The sequence below is a fragment of the Streptomyces sp. CNX435 genome, assembly GCF_059570575.1.
In genome coordinates this window covers 75,847-100,362 of record NZ_JCANTA010000023.1, presented here as the reverse complement: position 1 = coordinate 100,362, position 24,516 = coordinate 75,847, and the positions used below count along the sequence as shown (strand labels likewise).

The window sequence follows — 24,516 nt, the reverse complement described above, 5'->3', positions numbered from 1 at the left end:
TGCCCCCGGGCCGCCGGAAGTGTCAAGTTCGTGGGACCCGGGTCTCACTATGTGAGCGCAATGGCGGATGCGTCCTCCTCCGGCAGCGCGAACGCTCCCAGGGCCAGTGCGTCCCGTACCCGCTCCTCCTCCAGTGGTTCGCAGTAGGCCATGCCCTGCGCGTGCCGGCAGCCCAGCGCACGCAGCACCTCGGCCTGCTCGGGCAGGTCGACCCCCTCGGCCGCCGAGTCCAGGCCCAGCTCGCCGGCGATGCCGATCATCCCGGCCACGATGGCGCGCAGCCGGGGCGACTCGGCCAGGCCGTCGACCAGGCCCCGGTCCAGCTTGAGCACGTCCACCGGCAGCCGGCGCAGCGCGGCGATGGCGGCGTGCCCGCTGCCGAAGCCGTCGAGCGCGACGCGTACGCCGAGGCGGCGCAGCGCCACCAGCCGCCGCTCCAGCTCGTCCATGCCGGCCCGAGCGTCGCTGTCGGTGACCTCGATGGTCAGTGCGCCGGGCGGCAGCCCGTGCCGTACCAGCAGGGCCTCCACCAGCTGCGGGGACATGCTCCGGTCGGTGAGCCGGGCGGCCGACATCCGTACGGTGACGGGGATGCCCATGCCCGCCTCGTACCGCTCGGCGGCCTGCTCGACCGTCGCCTCCAGCAGCCAGCGCGCCAGCTCCGCCGCCCGGGCCCGGTCCTGCCCGCCGCCGCGCCCGCCGGTGTCCGGGGGGCCCTGCATGAACTCGGCGGGCGTGTGCACGATGCCCTGCGCCGAGCGCCAGCGTGGCTGCGCCGAGAGCGCCGCGAGGCGCCCGCTGGACAGCTCCACCACCGGCTGGTGCACCAGCGTGAACTGCCCGTCGTCCAGCGCGGAGCGCAGCCGGTTCGCCAGCTCTATGCGCCGTACCACCTCGGCCTGCATCTGTGGCGCGTACAGCTCGACGCGCGCCTTGCCGGCCTGCTTGGCGCGGTACATCGCCAGGTCGGCGTTGCGCATCAGCTCCGCGGGCGTGCTGCCGGGTTCGGCGAAGGCCACGCCGATGCTGGCCGCGACCCGCACCTCGACGCCGCCCGCGGTGTACGGCTCGGAGAGCCGCACCCGCAGCCGGTCGGCGACCTCCCGGGTGCGCCGCTCCCGCCCGGCGCCGTCCGAGCGGCTCTCGCCCGCCGCGCCGCCGACGAGCAGCACGGCGAACTCGTCGCCGCCGAGCCGGGCCGCCGAGTCCCCGGAGCGGATCGACTCCTGCAGCCGGCGGCCGGCCTGGATGAGCAGCTCGTCGCCGGCGGCGTGGCCGACGGTGTCGTTGACCGCCTTGAAGCCGTCGAGGTCGATGAAGAGCACGGCCGCGTTCGCGTCGCCGGCCCGCCGGCCGCCGAGGGCGTGCCCGACGCGCTCGGTGAACAGCGCCCGGTTCGGCAGGTCGGTGAGCGCGTCGTGGGAGGCGCTGTGCTGCAGTTGCGCCTGGAGCCGCACGCGCTCGGTGACGTCCCGGGAGTTGAAGATCAGGCCGTTGTGGTGCCGGTTGACCGTCGACTCGACGTTCAGCCAGCCGTCCTTGCCGTACCCGCCCTCGCCGCCGCGGCGGCCCCGCCCGGCCCGGAAGCGGCACTCGATGCGGATCGAGCGCGCTCCGGCGGGCGGCGCGGACAGGAACCGGCGCACCTCGTGCAGCACCCGCCCCAGGTCCTCGGGGTGGATGAGCCCGGCCAGCTCGCAGCCCTCCAGCTCCTCCGGATCCGTGCCGTAGACGCCGAGGGCCGCGGGGCTGACGTAGCGGAGCACCCCGGACGGCGCCGCGATCATGATGACGTCGCTCGAACCCTGCACGAGCGAGCGGAAGTGGTTCTCCTGCTGGGCGAGTTCCTGAGTGAGGCTGATGTTGTCCAGCAGCATGATCGCCTGGCGGACGACGAGCGCCAGCACGACCGTGCACGCCGTCATCAGCACCACGCGGTCCACGCTGCGGCCGTCCAGCAGGTTGTACAGGATCCCCAGCGTGCACACGCCCGCCGCGAGATACGGCGCGAGCGCTCCGATGTGCCCGGCGATGGGCCGGGGGCACTCCTCCCGGCCGCGCTCCTCGGCCTCCTCGGCCCGGCCGACCCAGGGGGCGTACGCGAGCAGGATCGAGCCGGTGAACCAGCCGGCGTCCAGGATCTGCCCCGAGCGGTACTGCTCCTGCAGCAGCGGCGAGGTGAACAGCGCGTCGCACAGCACCGTGAGCACCAGCGCGCCGATCGCGGTGTTGATCGCGGAGCGGCCCGCCGCGGTGCGCCGGAAGTGCAGCGCCAGCACCATGCTCACCAGCACGATGTCCAGCAGCGGGTACGCCAGCGTCAGCGCCATCCGGGACACCGACTCGCCGTCCCCCGTGGCGTGCGCGAGGGCGAGCGTCCAGGAGATCGTGAGCAGGGAGCCGCCGATGAGCCAGGTGTCCAGGCCCAGACAGATCCAGCCCGCTCTGCTCACCGGCCGCCGGGCGAGCACCAGCAGGCCGATGACCGCCGGCGGCGCGAAGAGCAGGAAGAAGAAGTCCGCCATGGACGTCTCGGGCAGCGGGCGCTGGAGCACGACCTCGTACCAGCCCCATATGCCGTTGCCGACGCCCGCCATGGCGGACGAGACGCCGAACATGACCCAGGCCGGCCGGAAGCGGCCCCGGCGGATACGCGCGTAGTACAGACACGAGAAGGCGGCCGCGAACGCCGCCGCGCTCAAGCCGAAGTCCCCCATGATCAGGGCGACTCGGTCAGAGCCCCAGCCCAGGGCGGCACCGGTGGCGTATCCCGCGCAGAGCGACGCGAGCACCAGCCGGGGTACGAGCCCTGCGGGCAACGGCGGCCTGTGCACCACCGCCCCGATCGACGCGGTCACCGCGCCCCCCGGCTGCCGGGAGCCGGTCGCGCCTGCGGCCCCGCCGCGGCGCCGGCTCTCAAGGCCGGGAGGCGCGCGGGACTACCTCGCTGCCCGCGTACCGGAAAGGATTTCCACTTGCCGTGCATGTGCCCATCGCCCCCCTCGATACCGGTTGCACGGCCGGCGGCTGGCCGGCCACGTTGACGTCGGGAGCAATCCCCGCTGCGGACGATACACCAGGTTCGTCACGCAGGGACATACTTCCTCTACGGAGCGTGACTGAAACCGAGAGTTGCGTGTCAACTACGTAGAGTGATAGAGCGGTTGTCCGTCAAGCGACGGCGACCACGTGCTCCACCGGCTCGCCGGCCGCGAACTTCCGCAGCTGGGAGCGGAGAAGACGCTCGGCGCGCGGCCGGAACGCGGACGTGGGGCCGCCGGTGTGCGGGCTGACCAGCACGCCGGGGGCGTGCCACAAGGGGTGGCCCGGCGGCAGCGGCTCGGGGTCCGTGACGTCGAGCGCGGCCCGCAGCCGGCCCGACTCCACCTCGTCCAGCAGGGATTTCGTGTCGACGACGGCGCCGCGGGCGACGTTCACGAGCAGCGCACCGTCCTTCATCCGGGCCAGGAACCCGGCGTCGACCAGGCCGCGGGTGTCGTCGGTCAGCGGGGTCGTCACGATCACCACGTCGGCCGCGGGCACCAATTCCCGTACGTCGGCGAGGGCGTGCACGGGCCCGCGCGGTGTGGTGCGGGGGGAGCGCGCGATGCGCACGACCCGCTCGCACTCGAAGCCGGCGAGCCGGTCCTCCACGGCGCTTCCGATGGCGCCGTAGCCGAGGATCAGCACGGTCTTGTCGGCGAGCGAGGGGTGGAAGCCGGTCTGCCACTCCTCCGCGTCCTGGCGGCGTACGAAGTCCGGGATGCCGCGCAGCGACGCGAGGGTCAGCGCGAGCGCGAGTTCGGCGGTGGACGCCTCGTGCACGCCGCGGGCGTTGCACAGCCTGGCCCCCGGCGGCAGCGCGGACAGGGCGGACAGATAGGCGTCGACGCCGGCGGTGAGGGTCTGCAGCACCTTGAGCGCGCGCATCCGCGGCACCGGGTCGTTCGTGATCCGGCGCATGTACGGCGCCACGAGGAACACGCAGTCCGCCGGGTCGGCGGGGAACTCGGGCTCGGCGTCCCAGTGGACGTAGTCGAGTTCCGCCGGCAGATCGGCGATCTCGTCCGGCGGAATCGGCAGCCACACCTGTCCATCGCTCATTTACCCGAGGCTAGGTGATCGGCGCGGGAACGCGGGCGGGCGGGGGGGTGACGAGTCAGCGGTGCGGCCCCGCGGCCGTGGGATGCCGTGTCGGCGGCAGGGTTTAGTGTGCCTTGCGTGGAGCGCAGGACGATAGGGGCGGGCGCCCTGGAGGTGGGCGCGGTCGGCCTCGGCTGCATGCCGATGCACTGGGCGTACAGCTCGTCGCGGCAGCGGGGCGAGGAGTCCGTACGGGCCGTCTGCGCGGCGCTCGACGCCGGCGTGAGCCTGCTCGACACCGCCGACATGTACGGGCCGTTCACCAACGAGCTGCTGGTCGGCCGGGTGCTCAGGGAGCGGCGTGCGGACGCGTTCGTGTCCACCAAGGTCGGCCTCCTCGTCGGCGACCAGCACGTCGTCGCCGACGGCCGCCCCTCGTACGTCCGGCGCGCCTGCGACGCCTCGCTGCGCCGGCTGCAGACCGACGTCATCGACCTGTACCAACTGCACCGCGAGGACCCCGAGGTGCCGGTCGAGGAGACCTGGGGGGCGATGGCGGAGCTGGTGGCGGCGGGGAAGGTGCGCGCGCTGGGGTTCTGCGCGGTCGGCGCGCGGGCGGACCGTCGGGCGGGCGCCGGCATGTACGACGCGACGATCCGCCGCCTGCGCCGCGTGCAGCAGGTGTTCCCGGTCAGCAGCGTGCAGGCGGAGCTGTCGGTGTGGTCGCCGGAGGCGCTGACGGGTCTGCTGCCGTGGTGCGAGGCCCGCCGGGTCGGGTTCCTCGCGGCGATGCCGCTGGGGCACGGGTTCCTCACCGGCACGCTCACGCCCGGGCAGGGCTTCGAGCCGGACGACATACGGGCCCGGCACCCGCGGTTCACCGCCGAGATGATGGCGGCGAACCAGCCGGTGGTCGCCGGGCTGCGGCGGGTCGCCGAGCGGCACGGCGCGACGCCGGCGCAGGCGGCGCTGGCGTGGGTGCTGGCGCAGGGCGCCCACGTGGTGCCGGTGCCGGGGGCGAAGCAGGCGCGGTGGGCGGTGGAGAACGCCGCGGCGGCGGGGCTGCGGCTGGCGCCGGCGGACCTGGCGGAGATCGCGGCGCTGCCGGCGGCGCAGGGGTCGTGGGAGTAGGGGCGGGAGCAGGGCGGCGTGGGCGGTGGCCGGCGGTGGGTCGGCGGTGGGTCGGCGGGGCGGCAGGCGCCGGTTCGTACGGCAGCGGGCGCGCGGGCCCGTACGAAAGGCGCCCGGCCCGGGCCCGCACGGGCGGGAACGCTCCATGCGCGCGCGGTGTACGCCCGGTTGTGATGTGCTGGGAACGTCCGGCCGCCGCCCCCTGAGGAGGACCGTCCCGTGAGAGCCCGCGCCGTCGTCGCCTTTCGGCTGGCAGCCGCCGCCGCACTCGTGCTCGCCGCCGGCTGCTCGTCGGGAGACGACGACTCCGGCGGGTCGGAGCGGTCCCCGTCGTCCTCCGCCGCCGGGACCGCCGACGGCGGCTCCGCCGGCGGGCCCTCGTCGGCGGAGCCGCCCCCGGACAAGGGCAGCGCGAAGGTCGCCGGCACCGTCGCCGAGGGGCTGGAAACCCCGTGGGGCCTGGCCGAACTGCCCGGCGGGGACCTGCTGGTCTCCTCCCGCGACACCGGCGTCGTCCACCACGTCGCCGCGGACGGCGGGAAGGTCACCGAGGCCGGCCAGGTGCCCGGCGTGCAGACCCAACCGGGCAACGAGGGCGGGCTGCTGGGGCTCGCGCTGGGCGCGGACGAGATGGTCTACGCGTACTTCACCTCCGACAGCGACAACCGCATCGTGCGCATGACGTACGACGCGGACGAGCCCGAGGGCAACCGGCTGGGCGCGCCGGACACCGTCTTCCGCGGCATCCCCAAGGGCGGCCGGCACAACGGCGGCCGGATCGCGTTCGGCCCGGACAAGATGCTCTACGTCGGCACCGGCGAGGCCGGCGACCCGGCGCTGGCGCAGGACGAGGAGTCGCTGGGCGGCAAGATCCTGCGGATGACGCCGGACGGCGAGCCGGCGCGCGGCAACCCGGACGCGGGGTCGGTGGTGTACTCGTACGGCCACCGCAACGTGCAGGGGCTGGCCTGGGACGACGACAAGCGGCTGTGGGCGGCGGAGTTCGGCGACCAGGAGTGGGACGAGCTGAACCTGATCGAGCCGGGTGGGAACTACGGCTGGCCGGAGGCGGAGGGCCAGGAGAACCGGGAGGGCATGGTCGATCCCGTGGTGCAGTGGGCCACCCCGGACGCCTCGCCGAGCGGGATCGCGTACGCGGACGGGTCGATCTGGATGGCGTCGCTGCGCGGCGAGCGGCTGTGGCGGATCCCGCTGGACGGTACGAGGGAGTCGGCGGATCCGGAGGCGTTCTTCGACGGCGAGTACGGGCGGCTGCGGACGGTGCAACGGGCGTCGGACGGGGATCTGCTGCTGATCACCAATGAGACGGACCTGCGCGGCACTCCGGAGAAGGGCGACGACCGCATCCTGCGGCTGGAGGTGAGCTAGGCGGCGTACGTCGGCGTGCAGGGCGGGGCGCGTACCCCGGCTGCGGCCCGCCACGGCTCGCACCGGGGCCCATGCGGCCCGCGCTCTCCCGGGGGACACCCCCGGACCCCCGGGTTCCTCGGCGATCGGCCGGTCGCCCCGCCCCGCCGCCACCAGCCGCAGCACGTCAGATGACGCGCCCGAGCACCCGCAACCCGCACTCACCCGCCCTCGAACAACCGCAGCCGGTGCGCCACCGCCGCCGCCTCGCCGCGACTTGACACCCCGAGCTTGGCCATCAGGTTCGACACGTGCACGCTCGCCGTCTTCGGCGAGATGAACAGCTCTTCGGCGATCTGCCGGTTGCTCCGCCCCGCGGCCACCAGCCGCAGCACGTCCGCCTCCCGGGCCGTCAGCCCCAGCTCCTCCGCCGGGTCCCGCGGCTGCGCCGGGGCGGCGTCCGGCGTCAGCGCGATCCGCGCGCGGGCCGCCAGCGCCTCGGCGTCGCGAGCGAGCCCCGCCGCGCCGAGGGCCGTCGCCGCTTCGTACGCCCGCAGCAGCGCCGCCTCCGCACCGTCCCGCGCCGTGCCGGCGTCCGCGGCCGTGCCCGTGTTCGTGTTCGCGGCCGGCCGCCGACCGCCCGCGAGCACCGACTCCGCCCACCGGTACCGCGTCAGCGCCTGCTGGTAGGGCCACTCCAGGTCCGCCCACGCCGCCTCCGCCTCCGCCCAGCGCGCCGTCGCGTCCCGGCCCTCCGCCGTGTACAGCTCCGCCTCCGTCATCAGCGCCTGCGCCTCCCACGGCGGCGCGAACCGCGGCAGGTTGCGCATCGCCGCGCGGATCCGCGCCAGCGCCGCCGCCCGCCCCGCCTCGGCCGCCGGCAGCGCGCGCAGCCGGGCCTCGGCGGCGGCCGTGGCGTACAGCAGCGGCCAGGCGTGGCGCTGCATGCCCAGCCGTAGCCCGTCGCCGACCGCCTGCGCGAACGCGGCGCGCACGTCGGCGACCCGCCCCTCCGCGGCGGCCAGCTCGATCGTCATCCCGGCCAGCGGCAGCTCGTACTGCGGCTGCCGGTCGTCGCCGAATTCCTCCCGGGCCGCGGCGAGTTCCGTACGCGCCCCGGCATGGTCCCCGCGTACCAGCGCCAGCAGCGCCCGGCCCAGCAGCGCACCGCCGCGCGACTGTGTGCTGCGTGCGGTGCGGAACTCCGCGGCCCAGGCCTCCTCCGCCTCCGCCCAGCGGCCCAGCGACAGCAGCGCGCCGGCGCGGTTGCCGTGGCTGAGCGAGAGGTACATGGCCAGCCCGGAGTCGGCCAGCACCTCGACCGCCTCCTCGGCCGCGGCCACCGACTCCGCGGACCTGCCGACTCCTTCGAGGGCCGAGGGCAGGTTCGCGTACGCCCGGGCGGTTGCCACCGCCAGGCCGTCGGCCACCGCCCGCTCCCGTACCGCGTGGAACTCGGCGATGCCGCCCTCGACGTCGCCGGAGTCGACCATCATCCAGGCCCGCGGGATGCGCACGGTCAGCTCGGTCTCCTCCGCCCCGACCAGCCGGGCCAGCTGCACGGCGCGCTCCGCGGCCTCGATGGCGGCGGCGCCCGGGGTGTGCACCGCCTGCCAGTTGGCGACCTCGGCGAGCACCAGCGCGTGCACCGGCGACGGCGGCAGCCCGCGGACCAGCTCCTGCGCCCGGTCCAGGTCCGCCCAGCCGTCGCCACGGCCGAGGCCCTGCATGCAGCGGGCGCGCTCGACGCGGAACCACGCGGCGCGCAGCGGGGAGCCGGTGCCGAGCAGCCGCAGCGCCCGGTCGCCGAGCGTGAGCGCCCTGCCGAACGCGGACGCGAGCCGGGCCGCGAAGACCGTCTCGGCCAGCAGGTCGGCGAACTCCGGCCGGTCGGCCCGCGGATAGGCGCCGCCGGACCGCGGCACGGTACGGGCCTCGGGCGGCGCGTCGTCCCACAGCGCGACGGCCCGCTCCAGCAGCCCGAGCTGGTCGGCGAAGGCGTGCCGGGCGCGGGCGTCCGCGGCGGCGGCGAGGACGGCGGGCAGGGCCCGGGCGGTGTCGCCCGCCTGGTACCAGTAGCCGGCCAGCCGGGCGGGACGCTCGTCGGCCCGTACGAGGCCGGGGTCGGCCTCCAGCACCTCGGCGAAGCGGCGGCTGAGGCGGGCGCGCTCGCCGGGCAGCAGGTCGTCGGAGACGGCCTCGCGCATCAGGGCGTGCCGGAAGCGGTACGCGTCCACCCGCTCGTCGGCGGGGAGCAGCACGCCGGCGCCGATGGCCGTGCGCAGCGCGTCGAACAGCTCGTCCTCGCCCAGCCCGGAGACGGCGGCGAGCAGCGCGGTGTCGACGCGGTCGCCGCCGACCGCGGCCAGCGCGACCACCCGGCGGGCGGGGTCTGGCAGCGCCTCCGTACGTACGAGCAGCAGGTCGCGCAGCGACTCACCGATCCCGCCGACCCCGCCGATCTCGCCCGCCGGCCGGCCGCCGGCCCCACCGCCCGCCCCCGCACCGAGGTCCGCGGCCAGCTCCTCGACGAAGAAGGCGTTGCCGTCCGAGCGTCCGTACACCTCCGCCACCAGCTCCTCCGGCGGCGGCCCGCCGCGCAGCCCGGCGAGCTGGCTGCGTACCTCATCGCGGCTGAAGCGGGCCAGCTCGAAGCGGCGTACGGTGCGCAGCCGGTCCAGCTCGGCGAGGGCGGGGCGCAGCGGGTGGCGGCGGTGCAGGTCGTCGGAGCGGTAGGTGGCGACGACCAGCAGCCGGGCGGCCTGGACGGAGCGCAGCAGGTAGCCGAGCAGCTCGCGGGTGGAGTGGTCGGCCCAGTGCAGGTCCTCGACGACCAGCACGAGCACCTGCTCGCCGGCCAGCTTCTCCAGCATCCGGGCGGCCAGCTCGTACAGCCGCGCCCGCCCGGCCTCGCCCTGCGCGGCCGCCGGCAGGTCGGACACGGGCCCCAGCTCGGGCAGCAGCCGGGCCAGCTCGCCCTGCTGCCCGGCGACGGCCTCGTCCAGCCGGTCGCCGAGGCGGCGGCGCAGGGCGCGCAGCGCGGTGGAGAAGGGCGCGAAGGGCAGGCCGTCGGCGCCGGACTCGATGCAGTTGCCGACGGCGGTCACCGCGCCCGCGGCCTCGGCGCGCGCCAGGAACTCCTCCACCAGCCGGGACTTGCCCACGCCCGCCTCGCCGCCGACGAGCACGGCGCATGGCTCGCCGGCGCCGGCGGCCCGTTCGTACGCCTCCGTCAGCGCACCCAGCTCCGCGGCGCGGCCGACGAAGACCCGGGCGCCGGCGCGGGTTCCGGCGGCGCCGGCGCCGGACGGTCGGACGGGCTGAGGGGACTCCACGCGCCCGAGCATCGCACGCCACGCGCCCGGGCGGGCCCGGGCCCGTGGAGATGCCCGCGACCGCCCCGTCCGGGCGGTCGCGGGCGCGCGGTAAGGCGCGCGGCAAGAGGCCGTAAGAGGCCGTAAGAGGGGCCTTAGGCGGGCGGGGCCCGGCTGAGGCGGCATCTAAGGCACCTCGTACCCGGAGATGAGGAAGTCGCCCGATGTGCCGCACCCCCCTGGGAGACGAGTCTTGAGGCACAGGGAAGCACGGCACAGAAACGGCACCGAAGCCGACTCACAGGGGAGCGACGATGTACGACTACGAGATCCACCGGGCCCGTGCCGCCGAGCTGCGCCGCAGCGCCGCCGCGTACCGGATGGCGCGCGGCGCCACCGCCGCCCGCCGGGCGCGCCGGCGCCGGGACACCGACGCGGGCGGTGCCGCCGCCCACCGCGGGAGCTGGGCGAAGGCGGCCTGACGATGACAGCCCCGCCGGCACCTGTCGCCGGGGCCGAGGCGCATGACATCCTCGGCGGCGTGGAAGCCGTCCGCCTCAGCCCCGTTCTCGCAGGCCGCACGGAAGAACTGAAGACTCTCGACGCCGCGCTCGCCCGCGCCTCCGCGGGCGAGCCGCAGGCGTTGGTGGTGGCCGGCGAGGCCGGCGTCGGCAAGACGCGGCTGGTGGAGGAGTTCCTCGCCGCCGCCCGCGCGGCGGGCGCGGTGACCGCGGCCGGCGGCTGCGTGGAGCTGGGCGCGGACGGGCTGCCGTTCGCCCCGTTCACCACCGCGCTGCGGGCGCTCCAGCGCGAGCTGGGCGACGACGCCATCTCCGCGGCCGTCGCCGGCCGCGAGGAGGAGCTGTCCCGGCTGCTGCCCGACGCCTCGTACGCGCCCCTGGGTGGCGCCCCGCCGCACGAGCGCGACGGGCGCACCCGGCTCTTCGAGCTGACCACGCAGGGCCTGGAGCGGCTGGCCGCCGACCGCACCGTCGTCCTCGCCCTGGAGGACCTGCACTGGTCCGACCGCTCCACCCGCGAGCTGCTCTCCTACCTCTTCCGCACCCTGCAGGCCACCCGGCTCGTGCTGCTGGCGACGTACCGCTCCGACGACATCCACCGCCGCCACCCGCTGCGCCCCTTCCTCGCCGAGCTGGACCGGCTGCGCACCGTACGCCGCATCGAGCTGGCCCCGCTCAGCCGCGACGAGGTCGCCGCCCAGCTCACCGGCATCCACGGCGGCGCCGTGCCGACGCTGTCGCACGCCGACGACATCTTCCGGCGCAGCGAGGGCAACCCGTTCTTCGTCGAGGAGCTGTCGGCCAACCCCGACTGCAGCATCAGCGAGTCCCTGCGCGACCTGCTGCTCGTCCGCGTCGAGCGGCTGCCCGAGCCCGCCCAGCGGGTGGTGCGGGTCGCCGCCGAGGCCGGCAGCCACGCGGAGCACGCGCTGCTCGCCGCGGTCACCGGCGAGGGCGAGGACGCGCTGCTGGAGTCGCTGCGCGCCGCCGTCGCGGACAACGTGCTCGTACCCGACGAGGACGGCGAGTCGTACCGCTTCCGGCACGCCCTGCTGCGCGAGGCGGTCCGCGACGACCTGCTGCCCGGCGAGCGCTCCCGGCTCAACCGCCGCTACGCCGAGGTGCTGCAGGCCGACCCCACCCTCGTCCGCGCCGAGCAGCGGCTCACCCGCATCGCCCGGCACTGGCACCACGGCCGGGACAGCGCCCGGGCGCTGCCCGCGGTGCTGGCGGCGGCGGTGGAGGCGCGCTGCCGGCACGCGTTCGCCGAGCAGTACGAGCTGCTGAAGCGGGCGATGGAGCTGTGGGACGACGTGCCGCCCGAAATCCGCGCGGGGCTGCGGCCCGCGGACTGTATCGAGGACTACGAGGAGTGCGCGGCGGACACGCCGCTCACCGAGCTGGACCTGCTCGCCGAGACCGTCGTCGCCGCCCGGCTCGCGGACGAGCGGGAGCGGGCGCTGGCGCTGACCCGGCGCGCGCTGGAGCACCTCGACGAGGCGGCCGAGCCGCTGCGCGCGGCGTGGTTCTGGGTGCAGCGGCACTGGCTGGTCGAGGACCTGGCGCGCGGCGACGGCCGCGCCGAACTGGACCACGCGCTGCGGCTGGTGCGCGACCGGCCGCCGTCGCGGGTGCCGGCGCTGGCGCTGACGGCCGCGGCGAGCTGGGAGATGCTGCACCGGCCCGGCCGGCCGGACGGGCTGGCCGCCGCCGAGCTGGCGGTACGCACCGCCGCCGCGGCCGGCGAGGAGAACCTGGAGCTGAACGCCCGGGTGATGCTGGGCATCCACCTGGAGGACTCCGGCCGCGAGGAGCAGGGCCTGGACATCCTGCGTGAGGCGCGCGACCGGGCCCGGCGCACCGGCGACTACACGGCGGCGGCGCGGGCGGAGCTGAACCTGTCCGCGGCGCTGGAGAACCTGGGCCGCTCACGGGAGGCGGCGGAGGTCGCCGCGGACGCGGCGCGGGCGGCGGCGAGCCGGGGGCGGCGCGACAAGGTCGCGTTCTCGCTCGGCAACCAGATGGACTCCCTGGTGGCGATGGGTCATTGGGACGAGGCGGAGCGCATCGCCGACCAGGCGGAGCGCGACGCGGTCGTCGCCCTCACGTACGGCAACCTGGCACAGACCCGCGCCCGGCTCGCGCTGTTCCGCGGCGACGTGGCGCGGGCCGAGGCGCTGCTCGCCGCCGCGCGGGACCGGCTCGGGCCGCAGCAGACGCAGCCGCAGATGGCGATCCCGCTGAGCACGCTGACGGCCGCGGTCGCGGCGGCGCGCGGCGACCTGACGGGCGCCCGCGAGGAGGCCGCCCGCACGATCGACGCCGGGCTGGCGCCGGGCGTACACCGGTACGCGTGGCTGCTGTTGCAGGTGGCGGCGGAGGCCGAGGGCGACGGGCGGCGGGTGCCGGCGTTCGCGCGGGGCGGCGCGGCGGCGCTGGCGCGGATCCGTACCGCGGCGGCCGGGCTGCCCCGCTCCGCGCCGGTGTGGGCGGCGCACGCGCTGTTCCTCGACGCGCAGCTGGCCCGCGCCGACGGCGACCCCGACCCGCTGCCGTGGGCCGCCGCGGCGGCGGCGTTCGAGCCGCTGGACCGGCCGTACGAGCTGGCCCGGGTACGGCACCGGTGGGCGGAGGCCCTGCTCACCGCCGGCGGCGACCGCAACCACGCGGCGAGCATGCTCGCCGACGCCCACGCCACCGCCGCCGCCCTCGGCGCCACCCCCCTCCGCACGGCGGTCACCGCCCTCGCCTCCCGCGCCCGCGTGCCCCTCGACGGCCCGGACCCGGCGCCGGCCGACCCGGTCCGGGCGCTGGGGCTGACGTCGCGGGAGCAGGAGGTGCTGAAGCTGGTGGCGGCGGGGCGCAGCAACCGGCAGATCGCGGAGGAGCTGTTCATCTCACCGAAGACGGCGAGCGTGCACGTGTCCAACCTGATGGCCAAGCTCGGCGTCTCCGGCCGCGGCGAAGCCGCGGCCACCGCACACCGCCTCCACCTCTTCGAAGACGCCTAGGCATCCGTACGGACGCGTAAGCACCTAAGGCCCCCGATCCCCGGGGGCCTTAGGCGTGTACCGGCGCGTAGCGGCCCCGGGTAAGGCGGCGGGCGGGCAGAGATGCGGAAGTCTCCCGATGTGGCGGACCCCCCTTGGCGCCGAAGCTTGAGTCACGAAAGCAGGAGACCAGCCGAGACGCCGGGGAGAACGAGATGTTCGCGTACCAGATGCACGAGACCCGCTCCGCCGACCTGCGCCGTGAGGCGGCGCAGCACCGGCTCGCCCGCGAGGCCGCCGCCGCCCGCCGGGAGCAGCGCCGCGACGCCCGCCGGGCGCGCGCGCTGGCCCGCTGGGCGAAGGCCGCGTGAGGTGGCGGACGCTGCGACGGATCAGCGTGCGGCCCAGGCCGCGGGATCGCGAGACCCCGCCCCTGGACCTGAGGACCCCGGGCGGCCGGCCGCTGCCCCACTGAGCGGCGGCCGCCCCCACCGGAAGACGGACCGGAAAACAGACCGGAAAACAGAACGAGCAACGGAACGCACCACCGACCGAACCCCGGCCCTCATCGGGCCGGAACCACAGAGCGCCCACCCGCGCAGCGCGGGCCGGGCGCTCTCGTCGTCTACGCCCCCTCCCCCGCGCCCCCGCACCCTCGCCGGCGCCGCCCGGCTCCCCCGCGTGCCGCGGGTCCGCGGCGCCGCCGGGCTGCCCCCGCGCCGTAGCGCTGTGCGATGCTCTCAACCGTGACGATCTCGTGCGTGAGCCCCGTGCTCGTCGGCCGGTCCGACGAGCTGCGCGACCTCGGCGCCGCGCTGGAGCGGGCCGGCACCGGCGTGCCGCAGGCCGTGCTGGTCGGCGGCGAGGCCGGGGTGGGCAAGACCCGGCTGCTGGAGGAGTTCGCCGGCCGCGCCGAGCGCGCCGGCGCCGTGGTGGCGGTCGGCGGCTGTCTGGAGCTGGGCGCCGAGGGGCTGCCGTTCGCGCCGTTCGCCACCGCGCTGCGCGCGCTGCACCGCACGCTCGGCGACGAGCTGGCGCAGGCCGCCCGCGGCGGCGAGGCCGAGCTGGCCCGGCTGCTGCCCGAGCTGGCCGGGGCCGGCGGCGCGCACCAGCCCGCGGACCGGCACGACGCCGGTGCCAAGGCCCGGCTCTTCGAGCACGCCGCCCGGCTGCTGGAGCGGCTGGCCGCCGAGCGGACGGTGGTGCTGGCGCTGGAGGACCTGCACTGGTCGGACCGCTCCACCCGCGAGCTGCTCGGCTATCTGATCCGGTCCGTGCAGGGCGCCCGCGTCGTCCTGCTGGGCACGTACCGCTCCGACGACATCCACCGCCGCCACCCGCTGCGCCCCTTCCTCGCCGAGCTGGAGCGGCTGCGCACCGTGGAGCGGGTGGAGCTGGCGCGCTTCACCCGGCAGGAGGTGATCGGCCAGATCACCGCGATCCAGGGTGCCGGGCCGCTGCCGCGTCTGGTGGACACGATCTTCCAGCGTTCGGACGGCAACCCGTTCTTCGTCGAGGAGCTGACCGCCCTGCTGGACTGCGGCGGCTCGCCGGACGCGCTGTCGGAGTCGCTGCGCGACCTGCTGCTCGTGCGGGTCGAGACGCTGCCGGAGGCGACGCAGCGGGTGCTGCGGACGGCGGCGGAGGCCGGCTCGACCGTGGAGTTCGGGCTGCTGCTCGCCGTGTCGGGGCAGGGCGAGGAGGAGCTGATCGAGGCGCTGCGGCCCGCCGTCGACGCCGGCATCCTGATGCCCGCGGCGGAGGGCCCGGGCGCCGACAGCTACCGCTTCCGGCACGCCCTGCTCCGCGAGGCCACCGCGGACGACCTGTTGCCCGGCGAGCGCTCCCGGCTCAACCGCCGCTACGCCGAGGCGCTGGCGGCCGACCCCGCGCTGGTCCGCCCGGAGGAGCACGCCGCCCGGCTGGCCAGCCACTGGTACCACGCCCGCGACGCCTCCCGGGCGCTGCCCGCCGCGCTCCGGGCGGCCGACGAGGCGGGGATGCGGCACGCGTTCGCCGAGCAACTGGCGCTGCTGGAGCGGGCCATCGAGCTGTGGGACGAGGGGCCGGAGGAGCAGCCGCGCGAGCTGCCGGCCGCGCGCTACGCCGAGTCGTATCCGCTGTGCCGCTGCGCCGACCGCCCCCACCTGCACTTCCTCGACATGCTCGCCGAGGCCACCCTCGCGGCCCGGCTGGACGACGCGCACGAGCAGGCGCGTGCACTGATCCGCCGGGCGCTGGAGCTGCTGGACGAGACGGCGGAGCCGGAGCGGGCGGCGTGGTTCTGGCTGGAGCGGCAGTGGCAGGTCGTGGCCAGCGGCGGCGGCGACGGCTGGGCGGAGCTGGCCAGGGCGCAGGAGCTGGTCGCGGACCGCCCGCCGTCGCCGGTGAAGGCGGACGTGCTGGCGACCGCGGCGCTGTGGAAGATGCTGCACAGCCCGGACCCGGAGAGCATCCCGCTGGCGGAGAGCGCGGTGGAGCAGGCCCGGCTCGTCGGCGCCGCGGAGGTCGAGCTGCACGCGCGGATCACGCTGGCCACGCTGCGTACGCACGCCGCGGACGTCGACCGGGGCCTCGCCGAGCTGTACGAGCTGCGCGACGCCGCCGACCGGATCGGCGCACCGACGGTGATCAGCCGGGCGTACAACAACCTGGCGTCCGTGCTGGAGATGACCGGCCGCTCGCGCGAGGCCATCGAGGCGGCGCGGGCGGGTCTCGCGGCGGCCCGGAAGCAGGGCCTGCGGGACGCGATCGCCTTCATCGGCTGCAACATGGTCGACGCGATGATGTCCGTCGGCGACTGGGGACCGGCCGAGCGGGAGCTGGCCGGGCTGCGGTCGTACGGCGCCCAGGCCCGTACCCGCGCGTTCGCCACGCTCGCCGCCGCCTGGCTGGCGCTGTATCGCGGGGAGGTGGACCGGGCCGGGGAACTGCTCGCCGAGGCGCGCACAGCGGCGGGCGCGAGCCAGGCCGAGCCGCAGGGCGCGTTTCGCATGGTGCAGATCGAGGCCCGCATCCTGATGGAGCGTGGGCGGTACGAGCAGGCGCGGGCGGTGCTCGCCGAGGGGCTGGTGAAACTGCCGGAGCTGGGGCACGAGTCGTACCTGTGGCAGCTCCTGGTCTCCGCGGCGGCGGCCGAGGGCGACGTGCGCGGGCTGCCGGGGACGGCGGAGGGCCGCGACGAGCTGCTGGACCGACTGGAGTACGCGGCGGGGCAGTTGGACACGCCGACGCCGGTGTGGGCGGCGTGGCGGCGGTACTTCACCGCGGAGCTGCGCCGGGCGCGGGGCCGGTCGGAGGTGGCGCTCTGGGAGGCGGCGGCGTCGGCGCTGGAGCCGCTGGAGCGGCCGTACGAGCTGGGCTGGGTGCGGTACCGGTGGGCCGAGGCGCTGCTCGCGGGCGGCGCGGGTACGCGCGTACGGGAACGGGCGGCGGAGCTGCTCGCGCAGGCGCACGCGGCGGCGGAGGCGCTGGGCGCGGCGCCGCTGCGCGACGGCGTGGAGCAGCTGGCGGCGCGGGCGCGGGTTACGCTCACCGGCGCCGGCGAGGTCGCGTCCGCGGCGGCGGAGCCGGGGGATCCGGCGGAGTCGCTGGGGCTGACGGCGCGGGAGACGGACGTGCTGCGGCTGGTCGCGGCCGGGCGGAGCAACAGGCAGATTGCGGAGGAGTTGTTCATCTCGCCGAAGACGGCGAGTGTCCACGTGTCGAACCTGATGGCGAAGCTCGGGGTCGCCAACCGCGGCGAAGCCGCGGCGGTGGCCCACCGCCTGCGCCTCTTCGAAAGCGCGTAAGCCCGCGGAGCAACAGGCAGATCGCGGAGGAGCACGGGGGTCCGGGGGCATCCCCCGGAAGGCCCGGGCCGTACGTTCCCGCGGCGGCGCTACGGTGCCGTGGCCGACCAGTCGAGGGCGTCCTGGTGGCGCGAGGACACGTACGTCCAGGCGGCGAGGAACGGCAGCCCGCCGAGCGCCACCAGCCCGAACACGCCCTCCCCCGACACCTCGAAGGCCGCCCCCTCGCCGACGAAGAGCTGGGCGACGCTCTGGTACGCGACGTGGAAGCCGATGCCCGCCCAGATGTCGCCGGTCGCGACGCGGAAGGCGCCGAGGAGCAGCCCGAAGGTGAGGAAGAGGGACAGCCGGAAGGGCGACTGGGCGACCCCGACGAGGAAGCCGAACAGCGTGAACAGCACGGCCTGGATCACCACCGCCTGCCCGGCGGGCAGGGCGGTGAGCAGGTTGCGCTGGACGTAGCCGCGGAACACCAGTTCCTCGGGCAGCGCCTCGTACAGGAAGACGAGCAGCACCAGCATCGCCGCCACCCGGCCACCTCGGCGACCGGCTCCCGGCGCGTGACCTGCACCCAGCCGGTGGCCAGGCACAGCGTGCAGCCGACGGCGGCGGGCAGCAGCCAGCAGGCGGCGCCGAGGAGGAAGTGGCGCGCCGCGGTGCGGGACAGCGGCAGCCCGAGGCCGGGCCAGGGGCGGCGGTCCAGCAGCCGTCGGGCGAGGACGACCGCGGGGACGACGAGGACGGCGGTGAGGACGGCGCGGGCGACGTGGGTGGGGCGGTCGTAGTCGTGGCCGAGCGGGGTGCCGTAGAAGACGAACAGCCAGAGCAGGACGGCGGCGGCGAAGACGGCGAGCACGCGCAGCCGCATCCCGAGTAACGCGGGCGGCTCCCCGGCGGCCTCGGGCGCCGGTCTGTCTCCGGGGTCGGACTGCTGGGCGGGCATGATCGTAGGCCCTCTCTGCGGAAGACCGCGCCGGTACGGCGCGGGAGGCCATCCTGCACCGGGCAAGCGCCCCCGTCACCGTACGAACCGGGCAATACCCGCCCGCCGGGCGTGACCCGAACCCGGAAGACCCGGGACGCCGCGACAGGCCCTGGCTAGTCCTCGAAGAGCCGCAGCCGGTGCGCCACCGCCGCCGCCTCGCCGCGGCTCGACACCCCCAGCTTCGCCATCAGGTTCGACACGTGCACACTCGCCGTCTTCGGCGCGATGAACAGCACTTCCGCTATCTCGCGGTTGCTCCGCCCGGCCGCGACCAGCCGCAGCACGTCCGTCTCCCGGGCCGTCAGGCCCAGCGACTCCACCGGGTCCGCGGGCGGTTGGCGCGCCGGGCCGAGGGGAACGCGGGCGCGGCCCGCGAGTTGCTCCACGGCCTCGCGGAGCGGGGCCGCGCCGAGGCGGACCGCCGTCGCGTGGGCCTCGGCCAGCAACGGGGCCGCGGCGTCGCGGGCAGCCGCCCCCGCGCCGGAGGCGCCGCCCGCGCCGCCCGCGCCGGACGCGCCGGACGCGCCGGACGCGCCGCCCGCGCCAGACGTGCCGGACGCGCCGCCCGAGCTGCCGCCCGTGGCGCCGCTCGTGGCGCCGACGAGCAGCGCCTCCGCGCGGCGGTGCGCGATGTGCGCCAGCGTGTGCGGGTGGCCCAGCGGCTCGTACGCCGCCGCGGCTGCCGCCCACGCGCCGGGGTCGGCGGCGCCGCGGGCACGGGTCAGCTCGGCGGCGAAGAGGCGGGCCAGCGGCGTCCACAGCGGGCCGTCGGCCGGCAGCGCCGCCGCCATGTCCGCCAGCCGCGCCACGATCGCCGCGCGCCGCTCCTCCGGCGCGCCCGGCACCCCGGCGACGTCCGCCGTCAGCCGGGCGCCCGCGCAGACAAGCTGCCAGACGTACGTCTCCTGGCCGGACATCGGCAGCAGCGCCAGGTGCCGCTCCAGCACGTCGAGCGCTTCCGGCTCCCGGCCCAGCGTCCGCAGCGCGCTCATCTCCACGGCGGCGAAGGGCAGTTCGAACTGCGGCTCGCCGTCGTTCCGCCCGCGGTAGCGGCGGGCCGCGGCGATCAGCTCCGGCACCAGCCCGAACTCCCCGCGCAGCAGCGCCAGCTCGGCCCGGCGCAGCGCCACGGAGGCCGCCGTGCGGGAGCCGACCGCGAACCGCATCCACTCCTGGCGCAGCTGCTCGGCCCGGTCCCACTCGCCCAGCGAGGTCAGCGACTCCACGACGTTGAGCGCGGCGAAGGCGGCGGAGTCGTACAGCCCGCGGCTGTGCATGTCCTCGATGCCGGCGAGGCCGGCTTCGACCGCCTCCGCGGACCGGCCGACCTTCTCCAGCGCGTCGCACAGGTTGATGTGCGCCCGGCCCAGCTCGCGGAACGCGCCCCGGTGCGCGGCCAGCTCGCGTATCTCGTACAGCTCGGCGATCCAGGCGTCGGAGTCGCCGCCGGGCGAGCGCAGCGTGCACAGCGTGATGCGGGCGCCCAGCTCGACGTCCCCGGCGCCGGCCTGCCGGGCCAGCTCCACGGCGCGCTCGGCGAGCGCCATGCTGTCCAGGTCGGAGGCGTGCAGCAGCTCCCACATCGCGACGTGCGCCAGGACGTCGGCGTGGGTGGCCGAGGCCGGCAGGTCGTGCACCAGCTCGCGCGCCCGGGTCAGCTCCGCGCGGCCGTCGCCGCGGCCGGCGAGCGCGGTGAGCTTGGAACGCTCCAGCCAGAACCAGGCGGCGCGCAGCGGGTTCCGCGCCTCGTCGACGACCATGAGCGCCTTCTTCACGAACTTCAGCGCCGGCTCCCACTGCCCGTCCAGCCGGGCCGCGAAGGCGGCGTGCGCCAGCAGGTCGACCAGGTGCAGCTCGATCTCCTCCGGCCGGTCCCCGCAGCCGCACGGCGGGTACGACTCCATCCCGCCCTGCGGCGGCAGCCCGCGGCGCTCCTCGGCCGGCACCTCGTCCCACAGCTCCAACGCCCGCTCCAGCAGCTTCAGCTGCTCGGCGTAGGCGTGCCGGGCGCGGGTCTCCAGGACCGCTTCGAGCACGGCGGGCAGGGCCTTGGCGGCGTCCCTGGCGTAGTACCAGTAGCTCGCCAGCCGGGTCGCCCGCTCCTCCGCCGCGACCAGGGCGGGGTCGGCCTCCAGCGCCTCCGCGTAGCGCCGGCTGAGCCGGGTCCGCTCGCCGGGCAGCAGGTCGTCGAGGACGGCCTCGCGGAGCAGGGCGTGCCGGAAGCGGTACGCCTCACCCTCCTCGTCGGGCACCAGCACGTTCGCCCCCACGGCGGCGCGCAGGCCCTCGATCAGCTCGTCCTCGGCGAGGCCGGAGACGACGGCGAGCAGGGCGTGCGGCACGCGCGCGTTCCGCGCGGCGAGACGCACCACGCGCTGGGCGCCCTCGGGCAGCGCCTCGACCCGGACGAGCAGCAGGTCGCGCAGGGAGTCGCTGAGCCGGCCGGCGTCGTCGCTGAGGGCCAGCTCCTCGACGAAGAACGGGATGCCCTCGCTGCGCGCGTACACCTCGGCGGTCAGCTCGCGCTCGGGCTCGGGCACGCCGCAGATGCCGGCGAGCTGGCGGCGCACCTCGTCCTCGCTGAGCCGGGCCAGCTCCAGCCGCTGCACGGAGCGCAGCCGGTCCAGCTCGGCGAGGAAGGGGCGCAGCGGATGGCGGCGGTGGACGTCGTCGGTGCGGTACGTCATGAGGACCACGAGCCGGGCGCCCTGCACCGAACGTACGAGATAGCCCAGCAGCTCGCGGGTGGAGCGGTCCGCCCAGTGCAGGTCCTCCAGGGCCAGCACCACGGTACGGCCCGCGGCCAGCCGCTCCAGCAGGCCGACGGTCAGCTCGAAGAGGCGGGCCCGGCTGTCCTGGCCGCGCGGCTCCTCGACGACCGGGCCCAGGTCGGGCAGCAGCCGGGCGAGCACCGGCTCCTGGCCGGCGGCCAGCTCCGCCAGCTCGGCGCCGAGCTTGCGGTGCAGCATGCGCAGCGCGGTGGCGAACGGCGCGAACGGCAGGCCGTCGGCGCCCAGCTCTAGACAGCCGCCGACCGCGGTGACCGCGCCGGCACCCTGCGCGGCCTCCAGGAACTCGTCCAGCAGCCGGCTCTTGCCGACGCCGGCCTCGCCGCCGACGAGCAGCACCTGGGGCTCGCCGAGCGCGGCGCGCGCGAGCGCACCGTCAAGCGCCTTCAACTCGTCATGACGGCCTGCGAACACCGGGCTGATGGATCGGCTCTGCACGCTTTCGAGCATCGCACGCTGCACTGACAGCGTGGAATCGGTTTTCTCACTGGCCGGGCACGGTGGGCAGCTCGGTGAAGACGTCGAAGCGCATGACCGCCGCGATCAGCAGCCCCAGCGCGCCCAGCACCAGGCCGGCGACGGCCACGGCCCGTACCCACACCACGGGATGCCGGGAGCCGTCGCCGAACGCCGGGCGGACCAGCACCGCGGCGGACACGATCAGGGCGACGGCCGCGGTGAGGCCGTTGAACAGGGCGATGGTGTGCCAGGGGGTGCCGTACGCGGCGGAGATCTGCTCGGCGGCGGTGCCGTTCGCGGTCTCCAGCTGGCCGGTCAGCTCGCGCCGGGCGGAGACCAGGTCGGCCAGCCAGGTGCCGGTCAGCGAGGCGAGGCCCAGGGCGGCGCCGACGATGGCCGCGGCACCGGCCGCCGTTCCGGAGGGGGTGCCGGACGGGGCGCGGGCGGCGGGGGGCAGCTCCCCGGGCTCGTCGTCGCCCGGGTCGGGGCCGTCGTCGCCGTCGCCGTGCTCGCCGGGTGCGCCGGCCTCGGCGGCGTCGTCGTGCGCGGCCTCGTCGTACGCGGCCTCGTCGCCGGCGGTGTCCGTCGCACCGGCCGCCTCCGCCGTGTCAGCAGCGTCCGCAGCCTCCGCTGCCTCCGCCGACTCCGCCGCGTCCGCCGCGGCGTCGTTGCCGGCGGCGTCCGCCGTCTCGTCCGTCTTCGAAAGTGCACTCATGCCGGGCACCGTAGGGGGCCCGTCTGAGAGAAGTATTAACGTACGGCCGGCTCCTGCGGCAGCCCGATGTGCTCGGCCGCCGCGGGCTCCCCGGGCCCTTCGACGCCGATGCGCGGCAGCCGCCGGTCCAGCCAGCCCGGCAGCCACCAGTTGGCGCGGCCCAGCAGGTGCATCAGCGCCGGCACCAGCAGCGTGCGCAGCACGAAGGCGTCCAGCGCCACCGCCGTGGCCAGCGCCACCCCGAACATCGCGATGATCCGGTCCCCGCCCAGCGCGAACGCCGAGAAGACCGCGATCATGATGAGCGCCGCACAGTTGATCACCCGGCCGGTCTCGGCGAGCCCGACCCGCACGGCCCGCCGGTTGTCGCGGGTGGCCCGCCACTCCTCGTACATCCGGCTGACCAGGAACACCTGGTAGTCCATGGAGAGCCCGAAGAGCACCGAGATCATGATCACCGGCAGAAACGGCTCGACCGGCCCCGTGGCGCCCAGCCCCAGCAGCCCGCTCCCCCAGCCCCACTGGAAGACCGCGACCACCACCCCGAAGGACGAGGCCACTGCCAGCACGTTCATCAGCGCGGCCTTCAGCGGTACGCCGACGCTGCGGAACGCCACCAGCAGCAGCACGCAGCCCAGCGCGATCACGACCCCGCCGAAGAGCGGCAGCTTGCCGACGATCACCTCGGCGAAGTCGTCCTGGGCGGCCGTGGGCCCGCCCACGTGCACCTGCGCCGACGTGCCGTCGACGGCCTCGGGCAGCACGTCCGTGCGCAGCCGGTCCACCAGGTCCGACGTCGCCTCGTCCTGCGGTGCGGTCGCGGGGGTGACGGTGATCATCCCGGTGCCGCCGCCCTGCCCGTACACGGCGGTGGTGGCGTCGGCGACGCCCGGGGTGGCGCGCAGCGTCTCGGGCAGCGCGTCGAAGGCCACCCGGTCGTCGGCGCCGTCGAGGCCGGCGACGAGCGTGAGCGGGCCGTTGCTGCCCGGGCCGAAGCCTCCCCCAGAGCCTTCGGCCTGGGCGGTGCCCCCAGCCATCAGGTCGTACGCCTGCCTGGTGGTGGCGCTCGCGGGGTGGTTGCCCTGGTCGGAGCTGCCCAGGTGGAGCGCGGCGACGGGCAGCGCGAGGACGCCCATCAGCACCAGCGCGAGCGCGCCCAGCAGCCGCGGCCGGCGCTGGACGAAGGCCGCCCAGCGGGCGGCGAGCCCGCGCGGCACGTCGGGCCGCGGGCCGTGCTCGACGAGCGCGCGGCGCTCGCGCCGGCTGAGCGCCTTCATGCCGATGACGCCGAGCAGCGCCGGCAGCAGCGTAAGGGAGGCGGCGACGGTGAGCACGACGGTCAGCGAGGCGGCGACGGCGACGCCGCCGAGGAAGTTCAGCCGCAGGACGAGCATGCCGAGCAGCGCGATGCACACGGTGACGCCGGCGAAGACCACGGCCCGCCCGGCCGTGGCCACGGCGCGCTGCGCGGCCTCGCCGACCGGCAGCCCCTCGCGCAGCCCGCGGCGGTGCCGGGTGACGATGAACAGGGCGTAGTCGATGCCGACGCCGAGGCCGATGAGCATGCCGAGCATGGGCGCGAAGTCGGCCACGGCCATGGCGTGGCCGAGGAGGGTGACGCACCAGTACGCCGTGCCGACGCCGACCAGCGCGGTCGCGATCGGCAGCGCCATCGCGGCGAGCGAGCCGAAGGCGACGAAGAGCACGACCGCCGCGACCACCACCCCGACGGCCTCGCCGTAGTGCACGGACGGCGCCTGCAGCAGCCCCGCCCCCGGGCCGCCGACGGCGACCTCCAACCCGTCGGCACTGCCGGCCGCCGCCCCGGCGGCGTCGACGACCTTGCGGACGTCGCCCGGCGCCAGGTCGTCCACGGCGGCGTCGTACGTGACGGTGGCGTACGCCGTACGCCCGTCGGCGCTGACCGCCCCGCCCTCGCTGACCGCCCCGCCCGCACCGCCCGCACCGGCTGCCGCCGCCGCGCCTCCGCCGTCGCCCGCGCCGCCCGCGTCGTACGAGCCGCCGTACGGCCCCGCGACGTCCGCGACCCCCGGCAGCCCGGCGACGTCCGCGAGCGCCGCGTCCATCCGCTCCCGCGTCTGCGCGTCGCGCACCCCGTCGTCGTCGTGCCAGACGACGGTGTCCGCGGCGCCGTCGAGGCCCGGGAACGCCTCGGCCATGAGCACCTGCGCCCGCCCGGACTCGGTGCCGGGAACGTCGTAGTCGTTCGAGTACGCCGTCCCCAGCACGGTCGCCGCGACGGCGGCGCCGGCGAAGGCGGCGAGCCAGAGCAGCACGACGACCAGGCGGCGGCGTAGGCACCACCGGGCGAGACCGGACACGGGCGGCTCCCTGAGATATTCATGATCT

General features: G+C 76.2%; 14 protein-coding genes. 6 read left to right on the top strand and 8 right to left on the bottom strand.

Annotated features, from left to right (window positions below):
* Window positions 1–47 precede the first annotated feature (47 nt).
* The gene (locus tag T328_RS29275; protein WP_496499220.1) at window positions 48–2,858 is read right to left on the bottom strand and encodes a putative bifunctional diguanylate cyclase/phosphodiesterase; all 2,811 of its coding nucleotides are present in this window, start codon (window positions 2,856–2,858) and stop codon (window positions 48–50) included.
* Window positions 2,859–3,171: 313 nt separating this feature from the next.
* On the bottom strand, window positions 3,172–4,089 hold the full coding sequence (locus T328_RS29270) for a 2-hydroxyacid dehydrogenase (protein WP_496499248.1): 918 nt from the start codon (window positions 4,087–4,089) through the stop codon (window positions 3,172–3,174).
* 132 nt (window positions 4,090–4,221) lie between these two features.
* Between T328_RS29270 and T328_RS29265 the strand changes: the two genes are divergently transcribed.
* Window positions 4,222–5,214: an aldo/keto reductase gene (locus T328_RS29265; RefSeq protein WP_496499219.1), complete on the top strand. Its 993-nt coding sequence runs from the start codon at window positions 4,222–4,224 to the stop codon at window positions 5,212–5,214.
* A gap of 219 nt (window positions 5,215–5,433) precedes the next feature.
* Window positions 5,434–6,603, top strand: a complete 1,170-nt coding sequence (locus T328_RS29260) for a PQQ-dependent sugar dehydrogenase (protein WP_496499218.1) — start codon at window positions 5,434–5,436, stop codon at window positions 6,601–6,603.
* A 200-nt stretch (window positions 6,604–6,803) separates the two neighbouring features.
* Here T328_RS29260 and T328_RS29255 read toward each other — a convergent pair whose 3' ends face one another.
* A complete protein-coding gene (locus tag T328_RS29255) occupies window positions 6,804–9,929 on the bottom strand; it encodes a helix-turn-helix transcriptional regulator (protein WP_496499217.1) in 3,126 nt (1,041 codons plus the stop codon).
* A gap of 281 nt (window positions 9,930–10,210) precedes the next feature.
* On the opposite strand from T328_RS29255, the gene T328_RS29250 reads away from it, so the two are divergent.
* The 4 genes from T328_RS29250 to T328_RS29235 all read left to right on the top strand — a co-directional run bounded on the left by T328_RS29250 (window position 10,211) and on the right by T328_RS29235 (window position 17,198).
* Window positions 10,211–10,378 (top strand): hypothetical protein, encoded by a 168-nt coding sequence (locus T328_RS29250; RefSeq protein WP_496499216.1) that lies wholly within the window; start codon window positions 10,211–10,213, stop codon window positions 10,376–10,378.
* 2 nt (window positions 10,379–10,380) lie between these two features.
* Window positions 10,381–13,428, top strand: a complete 3,048-nt coding sequence (locus T328_RS29245; protein ID WP_496499215.1) for a helix-turn-helix transcriptional regulator — start codon at window positions 10,381–10,383, stop codon at window positions 13,426–13,428.
* Window positions 13,429–13,562: 134 nt separating this feature from the next.
* A complete protein-coding gene (locus T328_RS29240; RefSeq protein WP_496499214.1) occupies window positions 13,563–13,778 on the top strand; it encodes a hypothetical protein in 216 nt (71 codons plus the stop codon).
* A gap of 399 nt (window positions 13,779–14,177) precedes the next feature.
* Complete coding sequence (locus tag T328_RS29235; RefSeq protein WP_496499247.1) at window positions 14,178–17,198, top strand: helix-turn-helix transcriptional regulator; 3,021 nt, start codon at window positions 14,178–14,180, stop codon at window positions 17,196–17,198.
* 89 nt (window positions 17,199–17,287) lie between these two features.
* Here T328_RS29235 and T328_RS29230 read toward each other — a convergent pair whose 3' ends face one another.
* The 5 genes from T328_RS29230 to T328_RS29210 form a co-directional block, all read right to left on the bottom strand.
* Window positions 17,288–17,719, bottom strand: a complete 432-nt coding sequence (locus tag T328_RS29230; protein WP_496499213.1) for a CPBP family intramembrane glutamic endopeptidase — start codon at window positions 17,717–17,719, stop codon at window positions 17,288–17,290.
* Entirely contained in the window at window positions 17,608–18,141 is a 534-nt protein-coding gene (locus tag T328_RS29225; RefSeq protein WP_496499212.1) for a hypothetical protein, read from the bottom strand. The genes T328_RS29230 and T328_RS29225 overlap by 112 nt, the downstream gene beginning before the upstream one ends.
* Window positions 18,142–18,296: 155 nt before the next feature.
* On the bottom strand, window positions 18,297–21,422 hold the full coding sequence (locus tag T328_RS29220; protein WP_496499211.1) for a helix-turn-helix transcriptional regulator: 3,126 nt from the start codon (window positions 21,420–21,422) through the stop codon (window positions 18,297–18,299).
* A gap of 34 nt (window positions 21,423–21,456) precedes the next feature.
* Window positions 21,457–22,146: a hypothetical protein gene (locus tag T328_RS29215; protein WP_496499210.1), complete on the bottom strand. Its 690-nt coding sequence runs from the start codon at window positions 22,144–22,146 to the stop codon at window positions 21,457–21,459.
* Between the two features lie 35 nt (window positions 22,147–22,181).
* Complete coding sequence (locus T328_RS29210; RefSeq protein ID WP_496499209.1) at window positions 22,182–24,488, bottom strand: MMPL family transporter; 2,307 nt, start codon at window positions 24,486–24,488, stop codon at window positions 22,182–22,184.
* Between the last annotated feature and the right edge of the window lie 28 nt (window positions 24,489–24,516).